Genomic DNA, 18,376 nt, shown 5'->3' with positions numbered 1-18,376 from the left:
CTCGGGCCCGCATGTCGGCCGAACAGCGTTTCGGTCCGCCGCGCTCGTTACTGGCCTTGCACATGCGCCGCGTTACACCACCGCCGCCGCGCGCCGCCGGAGGTGCTCAAAGTCGTTGTCCCGTCGCACGAAGAGGGCTCAAGGCGACAGCGCCGGCGGCTCGGACACGGCAGGTGCTGCGTCACCCGACGAGAGTGCGAGCTCGACGACGTTATCCCCCAGCCGCGCCGTGATCATCACGTCCCGCGCGCCGACCGCTTCGAGGTAACTCGCCAATGTCGACAACAGCAGATCCTCTCGGTTCTCCATGCCAGACAACGCAGCCTGACCGATCCCCATGCGGTTCGCCAGTTCGACCTGAGTCAGATTCGCTGCCTGGCGCACCGCGGCCAAGCCCATCTTGTGTGCACGATCAGCCTGGCGCATCTGCGTTCGGATTACATCGACACGTGCGCGCCGCTTCGGGTCGGCGAGTGCCTTGGCCAACCGATCGTTGCCCCGCACGAAGTCCTCACTCATCTCTGCGCCTCTCCCTCTCGGTTTGCATCTTCCACGAATCGATCGCCGCGTCAGCGCGCGTTCCGACGCTGTCGTAGAACACGTCGCCCATGTTCGCCTTGTCGGCCGAGAACAGGGCGACGACCACTTCCCGGTCCGACGGGAACCACACGATCAGCCGAACCGCGAACCCGGATACGAACGGATGCGCCACGCGCCACACCGGGTAGCGACGTGACTGCCGAACCCGCTTGACGGTCGCGGTGTCCTCAGCCGGCGCACCGTCGAGGTCTGCGAGCACCTCCAGCTCCGCGTACAGCAGATCAAGCCTGCGTTGATCGTCGGCGAGATCCGACTCCTCCAGCCGCGTGAGGTAGGCGTCGAACTCACCCGACCAGTCGATCAACACACCGAGAATATTACTCAGAAACGATATTACGCGCAAGCGATATTACGTGGTCAAAGCAGGCGCCAAGCGTCCCGCCTCGGCGACGAATCGCCGAGCCAACGCCACCCCGCCGCCCTCGCTCCAGCGGCTTGCAAACGGGTCCAGGCGAGCGCCCACCTCGTGCAACGTCAGCAGGCCCTGGTCGAGGACGTCGGCGATGACCGCGCCCTGATGGGAGCCGTCCAGATCGTCGCGCGCCAGGTCGGCGATGATTCGGCCGGGCGTGGCCACGGGAAGGCCTTCCGTGATGTCCCAGTCGACTCCTCGGGCGCCGATCTCGCGCCGGTAGGCGTGCACTCGCGGCGACCGCGTGTTGATGCGCCGCGGGCCGGTCAGAAACAATCCGCGTGCGACGACCGTGCCCAGATCGCGGATCACCGCGGCGCTGTCGTGGCTGATCACGCAATCCGGATCCGCGCGCCGCAACTCCACGTCGTCCTCCGGCCGCAGCGCCAGCCACTGTGCCGCCCAGTCTTCGAAGGCGAACATGTCGGCCGCGTCCTCGGTGAACCCGTACACGCCGTGGTGTGCCCGGTACAACTCACCGGAACCGACCCGGCGGGCCAGCTCATAGCGCGCGACACCCTGGTGACGGGCCTGGGCCGCCGTGAAGAGCCCGAACTGCCCGGCCGCCAGAGCATGCAGCCGGCCCCACACCTGCCCGTCGGCCATGCAGCAATAGTAGCAATCCAGGGACGTGGTATCGCCGCTGCTCAGCGCCGCTTTCGCGCGCCGCCACACCCTCTGCGACCTCACCCGCCGCCTCGTTTCCGCGGACGCGTGGACCCCTCGCCCAGCCAGGAGTCCAACGTCGGGCGCGAAACGCCCAGCGCCTCGATGATCTCGCGCTTGCTCCGGCCCTCCTTGAAGTACTGCTGCGCCAACTTCCGGGCGGCGTCCTTCTCCGCGCCAAGCCGAGACTCCGCCTCCGAGAGGCGCCGTCCCTGCTCGGCCAGCCTGCCCAGGCTGCGCTCGACCACGCGTGCGTGAACGTAGGGCTCGCCGACGACCTCCGGCCCGCTTCGTTGCACGGGCTCGGCGGCGGCCGCGGCGGCCAGGACCTCGGCATCGGTGGCGCTGTCGTCGAGATCGGGCAGGTCGTACTCGGCGACCAATTCCGCCGGCGTCCGCAGAATCACCCTCACAACGAGCCTCCTGTTCGTGGAACGCGCGAGCGCGCCCGATCACCCGCCGGCCGACTACCCGGCGGCATCACAGTACTTCTCAACTCGAGTCACGCAAACCACTTTACAACGTATGTAAATCAGTTTACAGTAGGGAGGTCGAGAACTTGGGAGGCACGATGACCAACACCACCCCGCCCGCCGGCTGGTACCCCGACCCCACAGGCGCTGCCCAACAACGCTATTGGGACGGACAGCAGTGGACCGAGGCCCTGGCCGCACCCACCGTCATCCACGTCCCCGTCGCCGTCGCGCCGACCACCAAGGACTGGTTCCAGCGCCACCCCGCGTGGACCACCCTCATCGTGTTCTGGATCGCCTGCATGATCTGGCAGTGGGAATGGCTGGTCCCCACCATCGCCGTCGTGGCCGCCATCGTGTTCGCCGTCCGCTGGATCGAACGCCGCAACACCCGCCTCGCCGCCGACGCCGATCGCCAGAACGAGCTCGCCGCCCAAGGAGACGAACGCGGCATCTTCGGCGACTACCCGCCCGCCGACGCCGCCTGACCAACGAGAAGGAGAAACCCCATGCGAAGCACCCCGAGCTGCCACTTCCGCGCCGGCGACTACCTCACCGCCGGACAAGCCCACGAGGACGCCATCGGCCGCCTCGACGCGTTCGGCGACACCGCCAAGATCGTCGCCTGCAACGCCGTCACCGAACTGATCGAGCTGCAGCGCGGCACCATCACCTGTAACCAGGTCGCCGTGATCGCCAGCGCCATCGCCAACGCCCTGCAGGGCAACACCTACGGAGCGACCCTCTGATGACCGACCTCACCGCACAGACACCCGCCCAAATCGACGCCATCCTCAACGAACTGGGATTCCAACGCGCCAAACTGATCTCCCACGCCGACAGCCTGCGTAGCTCCGCACGCCACGCCCGCACCGGCCGCCACCCCGACCCCGCCCGCGCCGCACGACTCGACGCCCAGGCTGACGACTACGCACCCAAAATCGCAGCCATCACCGAGCAGATGCGCCCCTACAACGACGAATACGACCGCCGAGGCGGTTGGACCCGAGCCTTCCTCGTCCAGAACACCGGCGGCCACGTCCACAGCTCGATGGGCTGCGCCACCTGCTGGCCGACTACCCGCTACGCCTGGCTCACCGACTACAGCGGACACAACGAAGACCAGATCGTCTACGCCGCAGGGGAACTCGCCTGCACAACCTGCTACCCCTCAGCGCCAACTGAAGTTCTCGCGCGCGTCGGCGAGATCCGCCGCCCCACCGACCTCCAACGCGAACAACGCGCCGCCGAGAAGGCCACCAAGGCCACCGCCGCCGCGGCGGCCGCGGTCACCGACCCCGACACCGGCAAGACGCTCTACAAGACCGAGCGCGCCGCGACCAACGCCATCGCCACAGCGCTGGGCGATCTGCACTGGTACGGCGACGACCACCCCTCCGCCGACGAATGGCGCCGCACCGTCAACGCCGCCGTCGCGGCCCTGGCGGCCAAACACGACCGCACCCCCGAGGCCATCATGGCCGAGTGCCGCGAACGGGCCGACAAGAAGTTCGCCTCCACGGCCCGCAAAACGTTGCGTGAACTCAAGCGACAGCGCGGCGGCGACATCAACGTCGCCGACCTCATGCCCGGACTACAAACCTGGATCGCACAGAACGGAATCCCCGCCTAATGCTCATCGCCACAGCGGCATCCGATCGGTGGGCCCACCTCGAAAGGGGAGTGTCGTCATGCCCGTGACGTATCGAATCCGTGCGCTGGGATCGTTGCCCTGGCCGTCCGGCCTCGGCAAGCACGGCGGCCGCTACGGCAACCTCGAACACGAGCTGCGAGCACTTCTCGGCGACGACGACTTCTGGGACCCCGAGGCGCATCGCCGCGCCCTCGTCAGCGGTGACCCCGACTACCGACGGACCGTCCTCAAAGAACTCAGGCAACTGCCCTGGAGCGCTGATCTGGTCGCCGGCGTGGACGCCGCAACCGCCCTGGCACGATCGTCGCCGCTGCTCAACCAACCACTCGACTCGGAGGCGCCATGGCTGAACTGGGCCGCACCGCACCGCACCGACTACCCGGTATGGGCGTGGCTGACCAACGGACTGAACGCGAGCGACACAGCGATCGGCGACGGCCGCCACCGGCTGACCTACCTGCGCTACCACTGCCCACCCGAACACGAAGTACTCGTCCGTATCGAAAGCTGACGGCACCGGAGCAACGGTTTCGACACACCTCAATGGAAGGATGAAGCGCATGAAGGGTAAGGACCGCGCGCCGCGATATGAACGGGCAACTCGACTCATGGCGGTCATCGCTGGGGGAGTGATTCTCGGCTGCTCTATAGCGGCGATGGTAAAGCTCTTCGGTCTCTTCGAGGCGTCTGCTGGGCCAGTCGACACGTGGGAGGTGCTGCTCGGGGTACTCGTCGTCAGCGGACTGGTCGCCGCCGCCGTGATCGCTTGGCGCGTCTACGACCAGGGGCTGGCCGGTGCTCGGCAGGTCGGTGCATGGCTCACGGAAACGACGGGCGGAAAGATACTCAACGGCCTGGTGTGCATTGCGCTCGCAGCCAACACCTTCCTGTACGGGTTGACCGCCGGCGGGTGGTCCCACGTTTCGTCCCTAGCAGTCGCGGCGCTGTGGTCGACCGTCGGTGTGCACTGCCTGCACAACGCTTGGCGACAATGGCTACGCAACGCCAACTCTCGCGTTACAGCCCTGATGCCGAATGCAATCCGGAGTAGCGCCCGCATCGGCTCATCACGCCGCGTAGGCAATCCCCTGAGACGTCCAGCTAGATCACGAGCGGCAGCTGTGTCCCGTGCGCGTCGACCTCACGCAGGCCCTTCCAGCTGGCGTGCCGAAGGCCACGACCCGGCACCCACTCTCGAAACGCCACCTCACCCACGAGCAGCGGCTCCACCCACCGCCAACCCTGTTGCTCAACAGGAGGATTCGCCACCGGGGCCACCGCGCGCACAAGCGGGTGCAAAGCCTCGAACAGATGCCGGCGCATCACCGCGCTGAACCCCGTACCGACCTGCCCGACCAACTCCAACACGCCATCCTCGCGGTGCCCGGCCACCAACAGCGCTCCCACCCGTCCAGGCGGGCCCGCGAACGCCACCACCGCAAGCTCCGCCGTCTGCCGCACCGGCGTTTTCACCCACCACGGCGAGCGACCCTCCCGGTACGAAGAGTCCACCCTCTTGGCGACTATCCCCTCCATCTGATGTTGAGCGGCGACCTCCAACATGTCCGCGGCCGGCACACCGAAGAACGCCTTGGGCACCGTCACCACCCCGGTCTCCTCGACGACGATCGACTCCAGGATCTCGCGGCGCTTCACATACGGCTCGTCAGTGAGATCCCGCCCATCGATCGAGATCACGTCAAAAGCCATGAGTTTCACGGGAACTGATCGGAGAAGGTCAGGTTTCGGGCGGCGCTGCTGGGGCCACCGTCGCTGCAGCCGCGTGAACGACGGGCGCCCCTGCGCGTCGAGCGCCACGATCTCACCGTCGAGCACCACCGACCGACCCCCCACAGCCTCACCCACCGACGCCATCTCCGGGAAGGTCAAGGACACATCGGCACCGTTCCGCGAGAACGTGACGACCGCGCCGCGATCCACGATCAGGCTGGCCCGCTGGCCGTCGAACTTCCACTCCACCGCCCATCGATCACCAGACGGCGGCGGGCCAAGGGTGGCCAGCATCGGCGCCGGCGTCGCCCGCCGGCGCACCACGGAACGCGCAGCGGCCACGACTCGACGCTACGTTGACCTTGCCGATCGCCCGAATCCGTCAGAGCGCTGCAACGACCCTTTGTCCAGTAGTCGGGGGAACCGCTGAAGGTGCGACTGGTCTACCGCTGTGCGGTGAGATCCGGTGAACTGCGTTCGGCAGCGGAGAGCTCGCTGTCACCGAGGCCCGCATCGCGCATGGCGCCACGCAGAACCTCGAACACATCCGGGACGCTGTAGGGCCGGCCGGCCGACGCGCTGAGCAGCTCGCCGAACCGGCGCAGCAAGCTGCGGAACAGCCGCACGTCAGTGCGCCACGCCCAGACGAACAGGCGCCCGGTGTCGACGCCGGCGCCAGAGCCCGCGCGCTCCTGGCTGAGCGCTTCGGCTTCGCTGCGCAGCAGTGCCGTCGCCATCGCCATCAACAACGCGTCCTGGTCGATGATCCGTGCCGTTGATGGCACCAGATGGGCAACCACCTCCGAACCCTTCACGATGTGCGTCATGCGCCCTTCGCGCACATCCGCCAACAGCACACTGAAGCCGTTCCTGGCCTCGGTGATGTTGACCAGGCGGTCGGAGCTAATGAAGACCACGCCGCTACACCCCTCTGGTGAGGGTGAAGTCGGTCAGCACGCTGTGTCCCCATCGGTCGCTCGTGCGCAGCGTCCAGTGGCCCTGGCCGCGGTCCACGATCGTCGCCGACGCCATGCTGGCCAGCAGCCCGTTCCGAGCCACCGCGGCGCGCACGACGCGATCGAACGCCACGGCCGGGGACATGGCATCGGCTGAGGTCACAGCGGTGGGTTGCGCGATCGGCGTCCCCACCACGATGTCGATGCCAGCAGAACGGCCCACTCGCAGCCACCGCGCCAACGCCTCCGAGCGCGCCCAGGCGCCATCGTGGTCGTCGATCAGCACCACCGTCGTCGGCACCGGGTGACCGCGGCCGCAGGCATCCTTGATGTCGAGCGCGTCGATCGACCGGAAGAGTTCGATCCGGGACGCCAGCAGCTCGTTGACGACATCTGCCAGCTCATCTGCGACGACTCTGCGGTGCACCACGTCGAGCCGCGTGTCCTCGCCCGCGCAGACCACCAACTCGAGATCACCGGGGGATTGGCCTGCGGCGAGCCCGGTGGCCAGCACGGTCAGCAGTGACGACACCTCGTCACCAGCGACCATGCAGTGCGGGCCGCTGCCGCCGTCGCTCAGCCAGTCCAGGTTCACCTCAACCGGCCGCCCGTCGACACCGGTGCCGAGAACAGCTGTCAGCGGCCGCCGGATCCGCTTCTTGGCGACCTGCCGCAGAGCACGCGTGTAGGACGTGCCCGGATTGGCCGCCTGGAATTCGCGCGCAGCACGCTTGCGGGATTCGTTGTCAGACAAGGGAATCTCCCATCCAAAGTCGTATCCTCCGCGTCGCCCCACATCTGCGCGGAAGTGCCTTTGCTGGGTAGCTGCACGGGAACCCGTCGGGTCTTGTCCCGGTCTGATGTGACTGGCCGATGTGGGCGGCGGCAGTCGATGCCGAGATTCACGCCACCATGCGCGGCGATACACGAAAGTCTAGATCCACTCAGCGACCGAATCGGCGGCCCGCCGCCGCTGAATTCGAGCCGCGAATGTGAGGCGCCCCCAGCCGCAGGGGGGAGGAGCGGCCGGGGGCGTAGAGACGTCCTCCGGGGGGTCGAGGACGCACTTTCACGCTAACAGCGGGCAGTGACCAAACCGGGCGCCGAAACCCGGCGAAATCCCGCAGCGACGACCCCACGCGCCGGACCCCGCCAACATTTCGCCGGCCTCGACGACGGAAACCACCCCGCCCGCCGGTACTTCCCCATCGACGACCACAGAAGGAGAACAGGTGTCCGGCGACCGCGACGCACCCCAGCACTGACCATGTGCCTGGCCACCAACGACCCCGGCGGGCCCCGCCGATGCTCAGGGGACACCCGCGCCGCCTATGAGAGATCCGCGGCCGCCACCGACGCCCTCACCGCCCAGCACCAGCAGCTGCACGCCCAGCTGACCGCCCACACGGTCACCGAATACCTCGCCGCCGCACCCAGCCCCCAGCGTGACGAGCTGCTCGCCAACCTCACCGACACCGACGTCGACGCGCTCATCACCGCCCGCCGCACCAATATCCGCCCCGACGTCGACGCCGCCTTGGCAGCCCTGCCGGCGTACCTGACCGGCGCCGTCCGCGACACCACGATCACCGAGCGCGCCGAAATCCCCATCCATCGACCCGGCGGCTCCGTCGACACCACGTCGGCGACCCTGCTCGACGCCGACACCGCGGTGTACCGGACACGCCGCGGCGACTACGCAGTCGCGCTCCGCGACGGCCAGGCCTACCGCACCCTGGCCACCGCATCCACCTACAAGACCGCCATCACGATGGCCAACCGCATTCCCGTCCTCACCCCACTCGACCACCCTCCAGGCGGCATCGACGATCTCCAGCAGCAGGCGTACCGATCCCACGCCGACATCACGCTGCAGCTGGCCACACAGGCGGCCTACGGCCGGCTCCCCACTCCCGACGAGCAGCAGGCGTTCCTGGCAGAACACCTGACCCATGCGCGGGACGAGATCGTCGATGCCGCCGCCGCGGCGCCGCTGCGCACCGAGCTGCTCGACGCCACCGCACGACATCGCCACCGCCAGCGCCTGGCCGCCGCGGAGACCGCCGGCCAGGCCGCCCGCCGCGTCGCCAGCCTGTCCGGGGACGACCCCGATCAGGCGTACACGACCGCCTACCGCCACGCGCTGGGAACACCGACCCGCGGCGGTGCACACATCCCGCACTTCGAGCACCACACCCTGCCCGCACCCAGCCTCGGCGCCGCAACCCACACCCTGCTGGCGCACAGCGGAATCCGTTCCTACGGACCGGAATCCGCCCGCGACTACACCGTCATCACCCGAAGGGGCGGTGACCTCACAGCGTGGGGCCTGCACGACGTCTACGGCACACTGCGCACCACCCCGATCGGCAACCTCGCCAAGACCCACGCCCGCTTCGTCAACACGGTGCTGACCGCCGACGAGCGTGATGCGCTGCGCACCTACACCAGCGGCCGGCACATCGGCTCCGGGGCCTACATCCAGATCAACGACGTCTTCACCGGCCGCACCAGCTCACCGACGCCGGCGATCGCCAACACCTGCACCCATCTGCGCAGCGCCTTCGACAAGTACGCCCGCCACAACGCCTCCCGCGAACCCGTCACCGTCGTCCGCGGCACCCGCGTCCCCGCCGGCTACACCGGCCCGCCCGCCGACTACCTCGCCACCGCGTTCCCCGTCGGCGCGAAAGTCGAAGTGGGCCAGATCGCCTCAGCCACCACCCGCACCGCCACGGCCACCCGATTCGCCGACCGCGGGCCCGGCTCCTACCTGATGGCCATCCGCACCCGCGACGGCCTGCCGGTCAAGGCGATCTCCGCTAACGCCGGCGAGGACGAGGTGATCATTCCGCCCGGCACCGCGCTGCGTTGCGTGCGCGTCGAACCCGCATCCGGAGTCGAACGCCGACCGACGGTCTACCTGGTCGCCGAGGACCTGGTGGCCGAAGCCGAAGCCCAGGCCCTTACGGCCATCGCAAAGGCATCCTGACCAGCCGGGACGCCACGTCCCCGCACTGTGCCGGGTCGAGCCGGGCCCGCTGCCGAACACCCACCATCGATCGAGCCGCGCCGCAGCAGCCGCCGCGCAGGCGCCGCGGCCGGATCCAGCGTCGCCACACGGCGGGGACATGCCATCGCCGCAGGCAGGGCGGCTACGGGGCAAGCGTCAACGGGGGAGCGCCGCGGCCGCCGGCCTCCAACAACGCCACCAACACCTCACCCGCAGCTCCACCGACTTCGACCGGCCGCCCACTGCGCCGCCACACCGCGTGCTCAGCCGAGTACCGCCACGGCCGGCGGAAGAACTCCACGACGTCGACCGGGGACACCAAGTACTCGACCGCGACGAGGACCTCCGCGAACCGACACAGCTCGTCGAAGTCGGCGAACCACCGCCCATCGAGCTGCGCCGCGATCGCACGGGCCTGCTCCGCCAACACCGCCTCATCTCCCATCGGCACCACGCAACCACCGAGCCCTCCAAGCGCACCAATCCGCCGCTGAGAAGCCCCCTTATCAGTGACCGAAACACACCACCGACCAGCGGCGATGCCACGTCCCCGGCGTCTGCCGCCGCCCACCGCCCTACGATGACCCCATGCCGCCGGCGTGCGGCTGCACTCCTCGAACGGACGCCCCACACCGGCACCGACGACAGGACAACGCCCTCCGGGCGCCGCGCCCAGGAATGCCCGTTGCACCGCGACCGCCGCGGAAGGTGTGGATCCGCACCCACGGCCGCGCACACAACGAGGAGCCAAACCCCATGACCCCCAACGCGCGCAAGAACGCCGCACGCGCCTACCAGCGCCAACACCACGTCCCCTACACCGAGGCACTCCGCGCGGTCACCGCCACCGCCGCCGACGCCCTCGACGACGCAAACCCCCACGGCGACCCCTTGTCTCGGGCCGACCGCCGACTCCTCGACGCCCTTCAGATCACCGACCCCGCCGCCATGACGTGGCCGGCCTCATGGCGCCAGCACGCGACGGATCACGACCTGACCGTCCCGATCGCCACCCCGATCGACGAACCCACCATCGCCACCCTGCAGCTGAATTCCGCCAACAGCGTCACCGCCGTCCTCGGCGTCCCCGGCGCCGGCAAGACCGCCGCGCTGAGGACCATCACGCTGGCGATGTGCGCCCTCTACCCACCCGAGCGCATCACCTTCGCCTGCGCCGGCGGCAAATGGGGACTCCTACACTCCATCACCGCACTTCCACACCTCGCCACCCAGTGCTTCGACAGGTGGGACTACCGCGACGACGACGTTCACCCCGACGTCGCGCGCTGGTGCGCCTACCTCGACGCCGAGATCGACAGCCGGACAGCCACTTCGCCGAAGCGGGACCGTGAACCGGAACTCGTGGTCGTCATCGACGACCTCGACGAGTTCCTGGACTTCAACCCCGTCGCCGCCGCCACCGTTCAGCGGATCATCGACCACGGCCGCGACCTCGGGATTCACCTCATCGTGTCCCTCAAGCAGCTCCACACCACCGACCGCTGGACCGTGCCCGTCCCCGGCCGGCCCCACGAGACGGTGCGCTTCCGGCCGGACACGGTGATCGCCTTCCACACGTTCCGCCGCGAGGAGTCGACGCTCGCCCTCGGCCACCCCGGCGCCTGGAGCCTGGCGCCGGGTCTCGGCCACGCCCACATCGCACCACCCACCGCCCTCGGCGACACCCCCGTGCACATCCTCACCGTCCTCGACGACGACGCAGCAGCTCTTTCAAGGCGAATAGCCGCTGACCAGCAATGACAGCACGTCCCCCCAACTCGTTCGCGCCAGGCCGGTGGGCCGCCGGCCAGGTCCTCGGAATGGGGAGCCGGTGCGGGACCACCCAGGCCAAGGTCCTCTGACCAGCGGAGATAGCACGTCCCGTGCAGGGGTCGACCCACCCACCCCGCAGGGCGAGCGGTCATCGCCCTCTTCGTCAGTCCCGTGGCCCGTCGGAACCACATGAGAAGGTGCAAGACATGGACGGCACCGATCCCAGCGAACTGACACCCCAGCGTCGGGACGCGCTCAAAGCAGAGCTCGCCCAACTAGAGCGCCAACTCGCCGCCGCCACCCGCAGCCCGGTCGACCCCGCCACCCTCATCGCCGCAATCGACCAAGCCGAACGCGACCGCGACGCGCTCACCAGCCCCGCGGTGGAATCGCTCCGCGAAACCGTCGAAGACCTCTGCGCCGACCTCGAACACACCTGGAGCGGCTGCACCCAGGCCATCATCAACGCCGAACAGGTGGCCCAGAAGGAGCCCACGGTCCGGCAACCACCATCCCTGCTGCCGGCGATCGAAGCCGTCATCCACGCCCACGACCACACCACCGCACGCCTGGCCGCCGCCCACATCGACTACCTCAACCTGTCCCAAATCCCCGCCCACCCACACCTCGAACCGGGGGAGCACCGCTGATGGCGCGCGGAAAGTACAAGGGACGCAAAACCAATCGCGACAACCTTGCCCTTGCCGCCGAGATCGAGTCGTTGACCGCCAGCATCGCAACCGCCCGCACGGCCCTGGCCGCCGCCCAAGAACACGCCAGAGCCCGCGACGAACTGGAAACCAAGCTCGCCGAGCACCGAGCTGAACGCGACGCCGCCGTCGCCGACGAACAAGCGCGACTCACCACCGACATCGAAGTCCTCACCGCAACCCTGCGCGACGCCCACCACGTCCACGCCCAGCTCGACGACGCCTGGAAGGCCTACTTCGCCAACATCGTCAAGCACTACGGCTCCAGCCCCGAGACCTTCGACCGCATCATCGGCATCATCGGCGACGACCCCGACGGTGTGATGATGGCGTGGGAAGAATCCCCAACCCGCGAAAAGCTCGGCGTCACAGCCAATCTGCGCATCGACCAGGCCCGCGGCCACCGCAGAGCTCAACCCAACAGGGGACGCCCGCGGGCGCACACCCTGGCCGACGCCGCGCCCCTGGCGCCCAGACACCTACGCAGCGAGTGGGCGCAATGGATGCGCGCACGCACCGACCAGAACATCGCCGACCCGCCGCCCAGCGACATCGCCGAACTCCTCGACGCCTGGCTGACCGCCAAAGTCCACACGTTGACACCCATCGTCGCCCTAGCCGGCCACCCCAACCCCTACGTCGATCCCCGCATCAACCCAGACCACCCCGTCGCCCGACTGCTCGGCGCCGAGCTCACCGGCCCACCGACCGCCTCTCCGCGCACCCAAGCACCACCCGTTGACCCGCTCCTGTCCGACCGAGCCTGGTACGCGCTGCGCGACCCCTGGGCAGCCGCGGAAAGCCTTCTCCCGCACTGGCGCCGCAGCCGCGACATCATCCCCACGGCCGGGCGTATCCCCACCCCCATGCATCCACCGTCACGGCACCCCGCACCCGCGGACGCAGTAGCCCTGCGCCACTGGTACGCCCTGGCCGCCGCCGGCACCTGGGCGCGCACCGACCCCGACCCCGCCATGCCGGCCTACGGGGAGATCGCCGTAGCCCTGGCCGCCTCGTCGACCTATTGGATGCCCGCCGGACAAGTCCACGGCTACCTCGATTCCGACCCCATCACCGCCGAAGACAGGGACCGGATCCGCCTCGCCTACCCCAACGTGTTCCTCGCCCTCGGCAAGCCGATCATCCTCGACCCCCAACCCGACGCCCCCACCCTCGACCTCGGCCCCCTCGACCGCTTCAACGTGCACTGGCTGCGCTACGGCGACGTCAACAACCATCAGGACTGGATCCTGGCCAAGCCCCACGCCATCAACCACGTCACCCTCACCGACCTGATCGCCGTCCGCGGCGCGCTCATCGAGGGCGTGATCCTTCTCGCCGACACCGACGGCAACCCCAACGGCCGCTTCGCCTGGTGTCTGGCCGTGCCCGGCCTCTACGGAGTACTCGGCCGCTGGATCGTCCCCGCCCACCGAGACCGCACCATCTACGCCGACCAGATCGACGCGCTCCTTGCCGTCGCCGCCTGGGCCGACTGGCACCAGCCACCCGACGTCGACACCCCCACCACGACCACCCACCAGCGCAGCGCGGCCCTGCACCGCGCCGCGGCCGCCGGCCACGTGCACGTCCTCAACGCCGCCCGCACCGCCTCGGCCTCCACCCGCTCACACCCCACCGGACGGACGGTGACCGCGCACCTGCGCCGCGGACACTGGCGCCGTCAACCAGTCGGAGTCGGCCGCTCCGAGATCCGGATGGTCCGAGTCGCTCCCGCTGTCGTCGGCGCCGGCAACGGAACCCGACCCTTGAGCACCCCCATCTATCGCCTTCCCCGAGTCGCCGACAAGGCCACACCCTAAAAACGTCAGCAACCAGCACAAACGGCATGTCCCACCGCGGTCGGGCCCCGCGCGCGCATGCCGCGTTACGTTTGCTGTAGCTGCAAACCCACGGACAAAGGGCCCGAGCATGATCCAAGTACTCCACGCCAGCCACAACGGCGAGCTGTACAAGCGCCGCGTCCGATCCGTCGCCGACATCGCCGACGTCATCCGCGAATCACACCTAGAGACCCTGACCAACCGATCCGGGATCGACTTCTGGTTCACGCCGTCCACGCACCGAGCCCACCGATGCGTCAACCGCAAAGCGACCGAGATGTTCCTCGCGACAACACGATTCACCGCCGCCAACGTGCCACTGCTGCGGGGAATCGTCGTCCTGGCCGCCCACGACGGCGCCGGCGAGCCAGCCGCCCTCGACGACACCCAGATCGACACTCTCGCCGCGACGATCGGCAGCCTGTCCTGGCGCGAGGACCTGGTGCTTTCGCATCGGATTGCCACCGATCGGCGCCGTCGGCTCCGCGCCAGCCGGACGACCTCCCGAACCGAAGCGGCCCGCCTGTCATGGATGACCTAGATCCGGCCGCGCCGCAGCCGCTGCTGCAGGCCGCTCACCAAGAGCCCCAACGGGTTCAGCAGCTGGCCACTCAACGCACCCAGCAGATGAACCAGCCAGCCCGACCGGACGACACCACCCCAGCCCCGTGCGGGCATCGCGGCTGCCGGCTCAAACGCAGCGAGGTGCGGGCGCAGCTGGTGGCCGCCGCGGTGCTCGACGACCCCGACCTCACCCGCATCTGCGACCAGGATCCGACATTCACCACGGGCGGACCCATCCCGGACTTCGCCTCGCAACGCCACGTCGTCGAGGTCAAGGAGCTGACGAGTCAAGCGCTGCGCCGATTCATCAACCTCTACGAGGCGCTGCCGAACCGATACGTCCCCGTCGACGGTTTGCGCCACCTGTGGGCGGTATCAGTCGATGTGTCACGCGCGGCTGCGACCTACGACCGGAACCGCAAGACCCCGGAGGTGAAGACGTTGATCGCGACGCTCACCCAGATCATCACCGATCTCGAGTCCCGCGGCATCACCAACGCCTTCACCGACCACGACAACTTCCCCAAGTACGCGCAAGCGCTCGGCTTCTACTTCGACTGCGCCGTCCTGCCCGACACCACGTTGGAACCGGGAATCCTGCTGACCGGCACCATCACCGAGCATCCGCGCACCCTCGACCTCGACGGTGATGTCGCCGCACCCCTGGCGAAGTGGCTGAAGTCCGACCAGGCGGAGAACGCGGAGCAGTCGCTGGCCGGCCGCCCCGGAACCCACGTGCTCGTCCTCATGGCCAGCCTCGACGGCCCCGCCGCGGGACTGGTCCACGCCCTGCACGAGACACCCGGCGAGGTCCCCACGAGCGCGCTGACGCTGCCCGAAGACATCGACGTGCTGATCGTCGCCACCGACTACGACGTCGTGTGCTTCACACCGCACGACGGGTGGTCGCGCCACACCGCGCCGCCGCACCCCGAGCCGGACGGAGGTGTCGGTGGCCACCCCCAGAATGGGTCAGATGAGTGAAGAGGCCTACCGCCACGTCGTGCAGAAGCCGCGCAAGCGGACCACACCCGTCGAGGTCTCCGACTTCACCATGCTCGTGAAGGTGCCGGGCCGCCCAGCCGAGATCAGGGTCTACACCGACGACGAAGCCGACGAAGCCCGCGCGTACGCCGAGGCGACCGGCGGAACCATTGTGCCGCTGCCACTTCCGCCGCCAGACGGCTACACCACCAACGAGCGCGGCCACCTCGTACCCCTGCCGCCACCCACCTGCGCCGGAATGGCCGACCCGCCGGAACCCGCCGATGGCGTCGCCGACTGACGGCCAGCAGGCCAGCCTGGACCTGTGGCCGCGCCAGCACGACCTGCCACCACGCTGGGACGGTCTGCCCGTGCAGTGGGGCGACTGGTCCGACACCGCCGACATGTTCGTCTGCCCGCCGCCTCGGCGCCCCGAGCGGTGCGGGCGCTGCGGCTCCAACGCGGCCGCACTGATCAACACCGGCCGGATCTTCACCGACCCGGCCAGCGCCCCGCCGGCGATCGGCCGCGCCCGCCTCCACGCAGGCCGGCACCCGGTGGGCGTGCTCTCGGCGTTCCGCTGCCCGAGCTGCAGCCACGATCGCGTGCTCGACCCGGCCGGCCAGGAATGGGATCTCGACGACACCGACTACACCGACGACGGCTCATTCGACAACGCCATCTGACAAAACGCCGCTGACCTGCGGCGATAACACGTCCCCGCGCCGCGGCGCACCGCCAGGTCAGGCGCGGATCCACGCACCCTTCTTGTCCGCACACCGGCTCTGACCTGCGGCGACGACATGGCCCCTGGCCGGCCGCCGAGCGACAAGCGGTCCATTCGGCGCATGAACGCGATCCGCACTCCTCGGCAAACCCGGACGCCAGTCACCGCCATTGGTAAATTTCCCTCACCAGGTAAAAATCTGGAGCCCGCCCGCTCGCAGGAGACCCCGATGGCCATGCACGCCGCCGCTACCCGCCGCTCACCCCTTCCCGCGCTCGCCCTGACCACTGCTGCCGCATTCACCCTGACGCCACTGGTCCTACCGCCGACAGCGCCGCTGCACCTCTCGCTGCCTCACATCTCAGCCCCACGCGTCGAGCTGACCGCCGCCATCAACCCAGCCGACGTCACCGCCCTGATCAACAACCTCAACGCCGCCCTGCAGTCCGCCTCCACCACCGTCACCGGCCTCGTCGGAACCCCCGGCCAAACCCTCGCCGGCGCCCTGGGCTCCGCCGCCACCTTCAACAACACGCTGTGGGACGTCCTCATCGCCGCCACCGACAACCGCACCCTCGCCGCGATCCTCACCACACTCAAAAACACCGCAGGAAACGGACTTTCACGCCTCTCCTATTCCGTCGACGCCGCCAACGGCACCATCGTGCTCACCAGCGGCCAGCTCGCCGACCTCCTGACCTCCACCCTCACCGGCTCCCTCGGCACCGCCCTGCACGCCGTCGCCACCGTCATCAACAACCCGCTCGCGCTACCCAGCTACACCGGCCTGCTCAACACACCCATCGACATCGCCGGCCTACTCGTCAACAAGGGCCTCGGCGCCGTCAACACCCTCGGCGCCAACGCCCTCACCGTCACCCACACCGTCGTCACCGGAGTCACCACCCAGGTCGACAACGCCCTCAACACCTTCAACGGCCTCCTCAACGCCGGCAAGACCCTCACCGACATCGACCTCATCAACGGCCTACTGACCGCCGTCCAAGGCATCGTCTCCGCCCCCGTCACCGCCGCGATCGCCGGCGTCAACGGCGCCTCCACCACCATCACCAACGCCGCCACCACCGTCCTCGACAAGATCACCGACGGCGCCTCCGACACGATCGCCACCTGGATCGGCAACGGCACCCGCCCCGGCGCCATCCAGGACGTCATCAACACCATCGGCACCGCACCACTGAGCCCCGCCAGCTACACCAACGCCGTGTCCATCCTCGTCGGCGCCGGCATCACCACCGTCACCAAGATCGGCCACACCGCCAGCTCCCTGGCCTCCGTCCCCTTCAGCGCCGCGGCCGACATCACCAACGCATCGGCCAACGTCATCACCGCGCTCACAACAGGACTGGCCACCGCCGCCAGCGGCATCATGCAAGCCGCCGGACTGCCCTCCCTCGTCTACAACCTGCCCCACGCCATGGCCGCCACCGTCAACACCGTCGTCAACGCCGCAGCCTTCACCACCGCGGCCGGCCTCCGCACCATCGCCGCGGCCCTCGACTTCGGCTCCTCCATCACCGGCACGCTCACCGCCGCCGCACCCAGCTCCAAGGCCGTCACCCTCACCCTCGCCGCCGACACCACGACCGCCAAGGACGCCGAGCCAACAGCGGGGGACACCACGGAGCGACCCGCCCACAACACCGAAACAGACTCCGCGGAAACCGAACACATCGCCGGAACGAGCAGCGCGCCAGTCACCGCCGAAGCACCCGCGGCCGCCGAGCTCGACGAAGCCACCGCTGTCGACGCCACCACACCCACCCCCGACACCCCGCCCGCAGCGGCCACGCCGGACACCCACACTGCAACCACCCCGTCCGACAACGCGGAGACCAAGCCGGACACCACCAAACCAGCGGCCGAGGTCAAGCCGGACACCGAGGCGTCACCAGCAGAGACCAAGCCCGCCACCGGAAAGAAGCCCGCCACCGGAAAGAAGCCCACCACCACGGGGGACGACTCAACAAGTACCGCCACCGACAAACCGGCCGCCCCGCCCAAGAAGCCCCGCGTCCGCGACGCCGACAAGAACGACAACGCCACCAGCGCGACCGGGCAGAGCTCCCCGGACCGCGACACCGCCGCGAGCAGCTCGACCAAGACACCCAAGCACGCGTCCGACACCTCCCCGCGCCACGCCGCAGCGAGTACCGACACCCCGAAACACGCCGCCGCGGCATAACCCGGCCCAACCAACAGTGGCGGCCCACGGATCACCCCGTGGGCCGCCACTGCCGCGTCCGAC

At 69.0% G+C, this 18,376-nt stretch carries 21 protein-coding genes; 13 read left to right on the top strand and 8 right to left on the bottom strand.

Annotated elements, in window-relative coordinates; translation table 11 throughout:
- Positions 1–138: 138 nt before the first annotated feature.
- The 4 genes from ABZ195_RS21345 to ABZ195_RS21330 form a co-directional block, all read right to left on the bottom strand.
- A complete protein-coding gene (locus tag ABZ195_RS21345; protein ID WP_355221285.1) occupies positions 139–519 on the bottom strand; it encodes a helix-turn-helix domain-containing protein in 381 nt (126 codons plus the stop codon).
- Complete coding sequence (locus ABZ195_RS21340) at positions 512–907, bottom strand: hypothetical protein (RefSeq protein WP_355221283.1); 396 nt, start codon at positions 905–907, stop codon at positions 512–514. The genes ABZ195_RS21345 and ABZ195_RS21340 overlap by 8 nt, the downstream gene beginning before the upstream one ends.
- 42 nt (positions 908–949) lie before the next feature.
- Entirely contained in the window at positions 950–1,618 is a 669-nt protein-coding gene (locus tag ABZ195_RS21335; RefSeq protein WP_355221282.1) for a type IV toxin-antitoxin system AbiEi family antitoxin domain-containing protein, read from the bottom strand.
- Between the two features lie 80 nt (positions 1,619–1,698).
- Positions 1,699–2,091, bottom strand: a complete 393-nt coding sequence (locus ABZ195_RS21330; protein WP_355221280.1) for a hypothetical protein — start codon at positions 2,089–2,091, stop codon at positions 1,699–1,701.
- Between the two features lie 158 nt (positions 2,092–2,249).
- On the opposite strand from ABZ195_RS21330, the gene ABZ195_RS21325 reads away from it, so the two are divergent.
- Genes ABZ195_RS21325 through ABZ195_RS21310 form a run of 4 tightly spaced genes read left to right on the top strand, consistent with a single transcriptional unit; the run spans position 2,250 to position 4,316 of the window.
- The gene (locus ABZ195_RS21325) at positions 2,250–2,639 is read left to right on the top strand and encodes a DUF2510 domain-containing protein (protein ID WP_355221279.1); all 390 of its coding nucleotides are present in this window, start codon (positions 2,250–2,252) and stop codon (positions 2,637–2,639) included.
- Positions 2,640–2,660: 21 nt separating this feature from the next.
- Positions 2,661–2,900 (top strand): hypothetical protein, encoded by a 240-nt coding sequence (locus ABZ195_RS21320; protein ID WP_355221277.1) that lies wholly within the window; start codon positions 2,661–2,663, stop codon positions 2,898–2,900.
- Positions 2,900–3,784: a hypothetical protein gene (locus ABZ195_RS21315; RefSeq protein ID WP_355221275.1), complete on the top strand. Its 885-nt coding sequence runs from the start codon at positions 2,900–2,902 to the stop codon at positions 3,782–3,784. Before ABZ195_RS21320 ends, ABZ195_RS21315 begins: the two co-directional genes overlap by 1 nt.
- A gap of 58 nt (positions 3,785–3,842) precedes the next feature.
- Positions 3,843–4,316 carry a transcriptional regulator gene (locus ABZ195_RS21310; protein WP_355221273.1) on the top strand — a complete coding sequence of 158 codons (474 nt, stop codon included), beginning with the start codon at positions 3,843–3,845 and terminating at the stop codon, positions 4,314–4,316.
- Between the two features lie 590 nt (positions 4,317–4,906).
- Here ABZ195_RS21310 and ligD read toward each other — a convergent pair.
- From ligD to ABZ195_RS21295, 3 genes are all read right to left on the bottom strand, one after another.
- A complete protein-coding gene (gene ligD / locus ABZ195_RS21305) occupies positions 4,907–5,830 on the bottom strand; it encodes a non-homologous end-joining DNA ligase (protein ID WP_355221271.1) in 924 nt (307 codons plus the stop codon).
- Positions 5,831–5,979: 149 nt separating this feature from the next.
- Entirely contained in the window at positions 5,980–6,453 is a 474-nt protein-coding gene (locus ABZ195_RS21300) for a hypothetical protein (protein WP_355221269.1), read from the bottom strand.
- A gap of 4 nt (positions 6,454–6,457) precedes the next feature.
- Positions 6,458–7,246 (bottom strand): hypothetical protein, encoded by a 789-nt coding sequence (locus tag ABZ195_RS21295; RefSeq protein ID WP_355221268.1) that lies wholly within the window; start codon positions 7,244–7,246, stop codon positions 6,458–6,460.
- A gap of 513 nt (positions 7,247–7,759) precedes the next feature.
- Between ABZ195_RS21295 and ABZ195_RS21290 the strand changes: the two genes are divergently transcribed.
- Positions 7,760–9,484, top strand: coding sequence for a hypothetical protein (locus ABZ195_RS21290; RefSeq protein WP_355221266.1), 1,725 nt, complete (start codon positions 7,760–7,762; stop codon positions 9,482–9,484).
- A 163-nt stretch (positions 9,485–9,647) separates the two neighbouring features.
- Here the strand turns inward: ABZ195_RS21290 and ABZ195_RS21285 are convergent, their stop codons facing one another.
- Positions 9,648–9,956 (bottom strand): hypothetical protein, encoded by a 309-nt coding sequence (locus ABZ195_RS21285; RefSeq protein WP_355221264.1) that lies wholly within the window; start codon positions 9,954–9,956, stop codon positions 9,648–9,650.
- 305 nt (positions 9,957–10,261) lie between these two features.
- On the opposite strand from ABZ195_RS21285, the gene ABZ195_RS21280 reads away from it, so the two are divergent.
- From ABZ195_RS21280 to ABZ195_RS21245, 8 genes are all read left to right on the top strand, one after another.
- Positions 10,262–11,266, top strand: a complete 1,005-nt coding sequence (locus tag ABZ195_RS21280) for an FtsK/SpoIIIE domain-containing protein (RefSeq protein ID WP_355221262.1) — start codon at positions 10,262–10,264, stop codon at positions 11,264–11,266.
- A 218-nt stretch (positions 11,267–11,484) separates the two neighbouring features.
- A complete protein-coding gene (locus tag ABZ195_RS21275) occupies positions 11,485–11,928 on the top strand; it encodes a hypothetical protein (RefSeq protein ID WP_355221261.1) in 444 nt (147 codons plus the stop codon).
- Positions 11,928–13,811, top strand: coding sequence for a hypothetical protein (locus ABZ195_RS21270; protein ID WP_355221260.1), 1,884 nt, complete (start codon positions 11,928–11,930; stop codon positions 13,809–13,811). The genes ABZ195_RS21275 and ABZ195_RS21270 overlap by 1 nt, the downstream gene beginning before the upstream one ends.
- 109 nt (positions 13,812–13,920) lie before the next feature.
- A complete protein-coding gene (locus ABZ195_RS21265; protein ID WP_355221258.1) occupies positions 13,921–14,373 on the top strand; it encodes a hypothetical protein in 453 nt (150 codons plus the stop codon).
- Complete coding sequence (locus ABZ195_RS21260) at positions 14,361–15,380, top strand: hypothetical protein (RefSeq protein ID WP_355221257.1); 1,020 nt, start codon at positions 14,361–14,363, stop codon at positions 15,378–15,380. Before ABZ195_RS21265 ends, ABZ195_RS21260 begins: the two co-directional genes overlap by 13 nt.
- Positions 15,373–15,681: a hypothetical protein gene (locus ABZ195_RS21255; RefSeq protein ID WP_355221255.1), complete on the top strand. Its 309-nt coding sequence runs from the start codon at positions 15,373–15,375 to the stop codon at positions 15,679–15,681. Before ABZ195_RS21260 ends, ABZ195_RS21255 begins: the two co-directional genes overlap by 8 nt.
- Positions 15,665–16,066 (top strand): hypothetical protein, encoded by a 402-nt coding sequence (locus ABZ195_RS21250; RefSeq protein ID WP_355221253.1) that lies wholly within the window; start codon positions 15,665–15,667, stop codon positions 16,064–16,066. The genes ABZ195_RS21255 and ABZ195_RS21250 overlap by 17 nt, the downstream gene beginning before the upstream one ends.
- Before the next feature lie 270 nt (positions 16,067–16,336).
- Entirely contained in the window at positions 16,337–18,313 is a 1,977-nt protein-coding gene (locus ABZ195_RS21245) for a hypothetical protein (RefSeq protein WP_355221251.1), read from the top strand.
- Positions 18,314–18,376 lie beyond the last annotated feature (63 nt).

It is taken from the genome of Mycobacterium sp. NPDC006124 (assembly GCF_040614235.1).
GTDB lineage: Bacteria > Actinomycetota > Actinomycetes > Mycobacteriales > Mycobacteriaceae > Mycobacterium.
The sequence above is the reverse complement of the archived record's forward strand: the minus strand, read 5'-3'. Positions and strand labels throughout refer to the sequence as shown.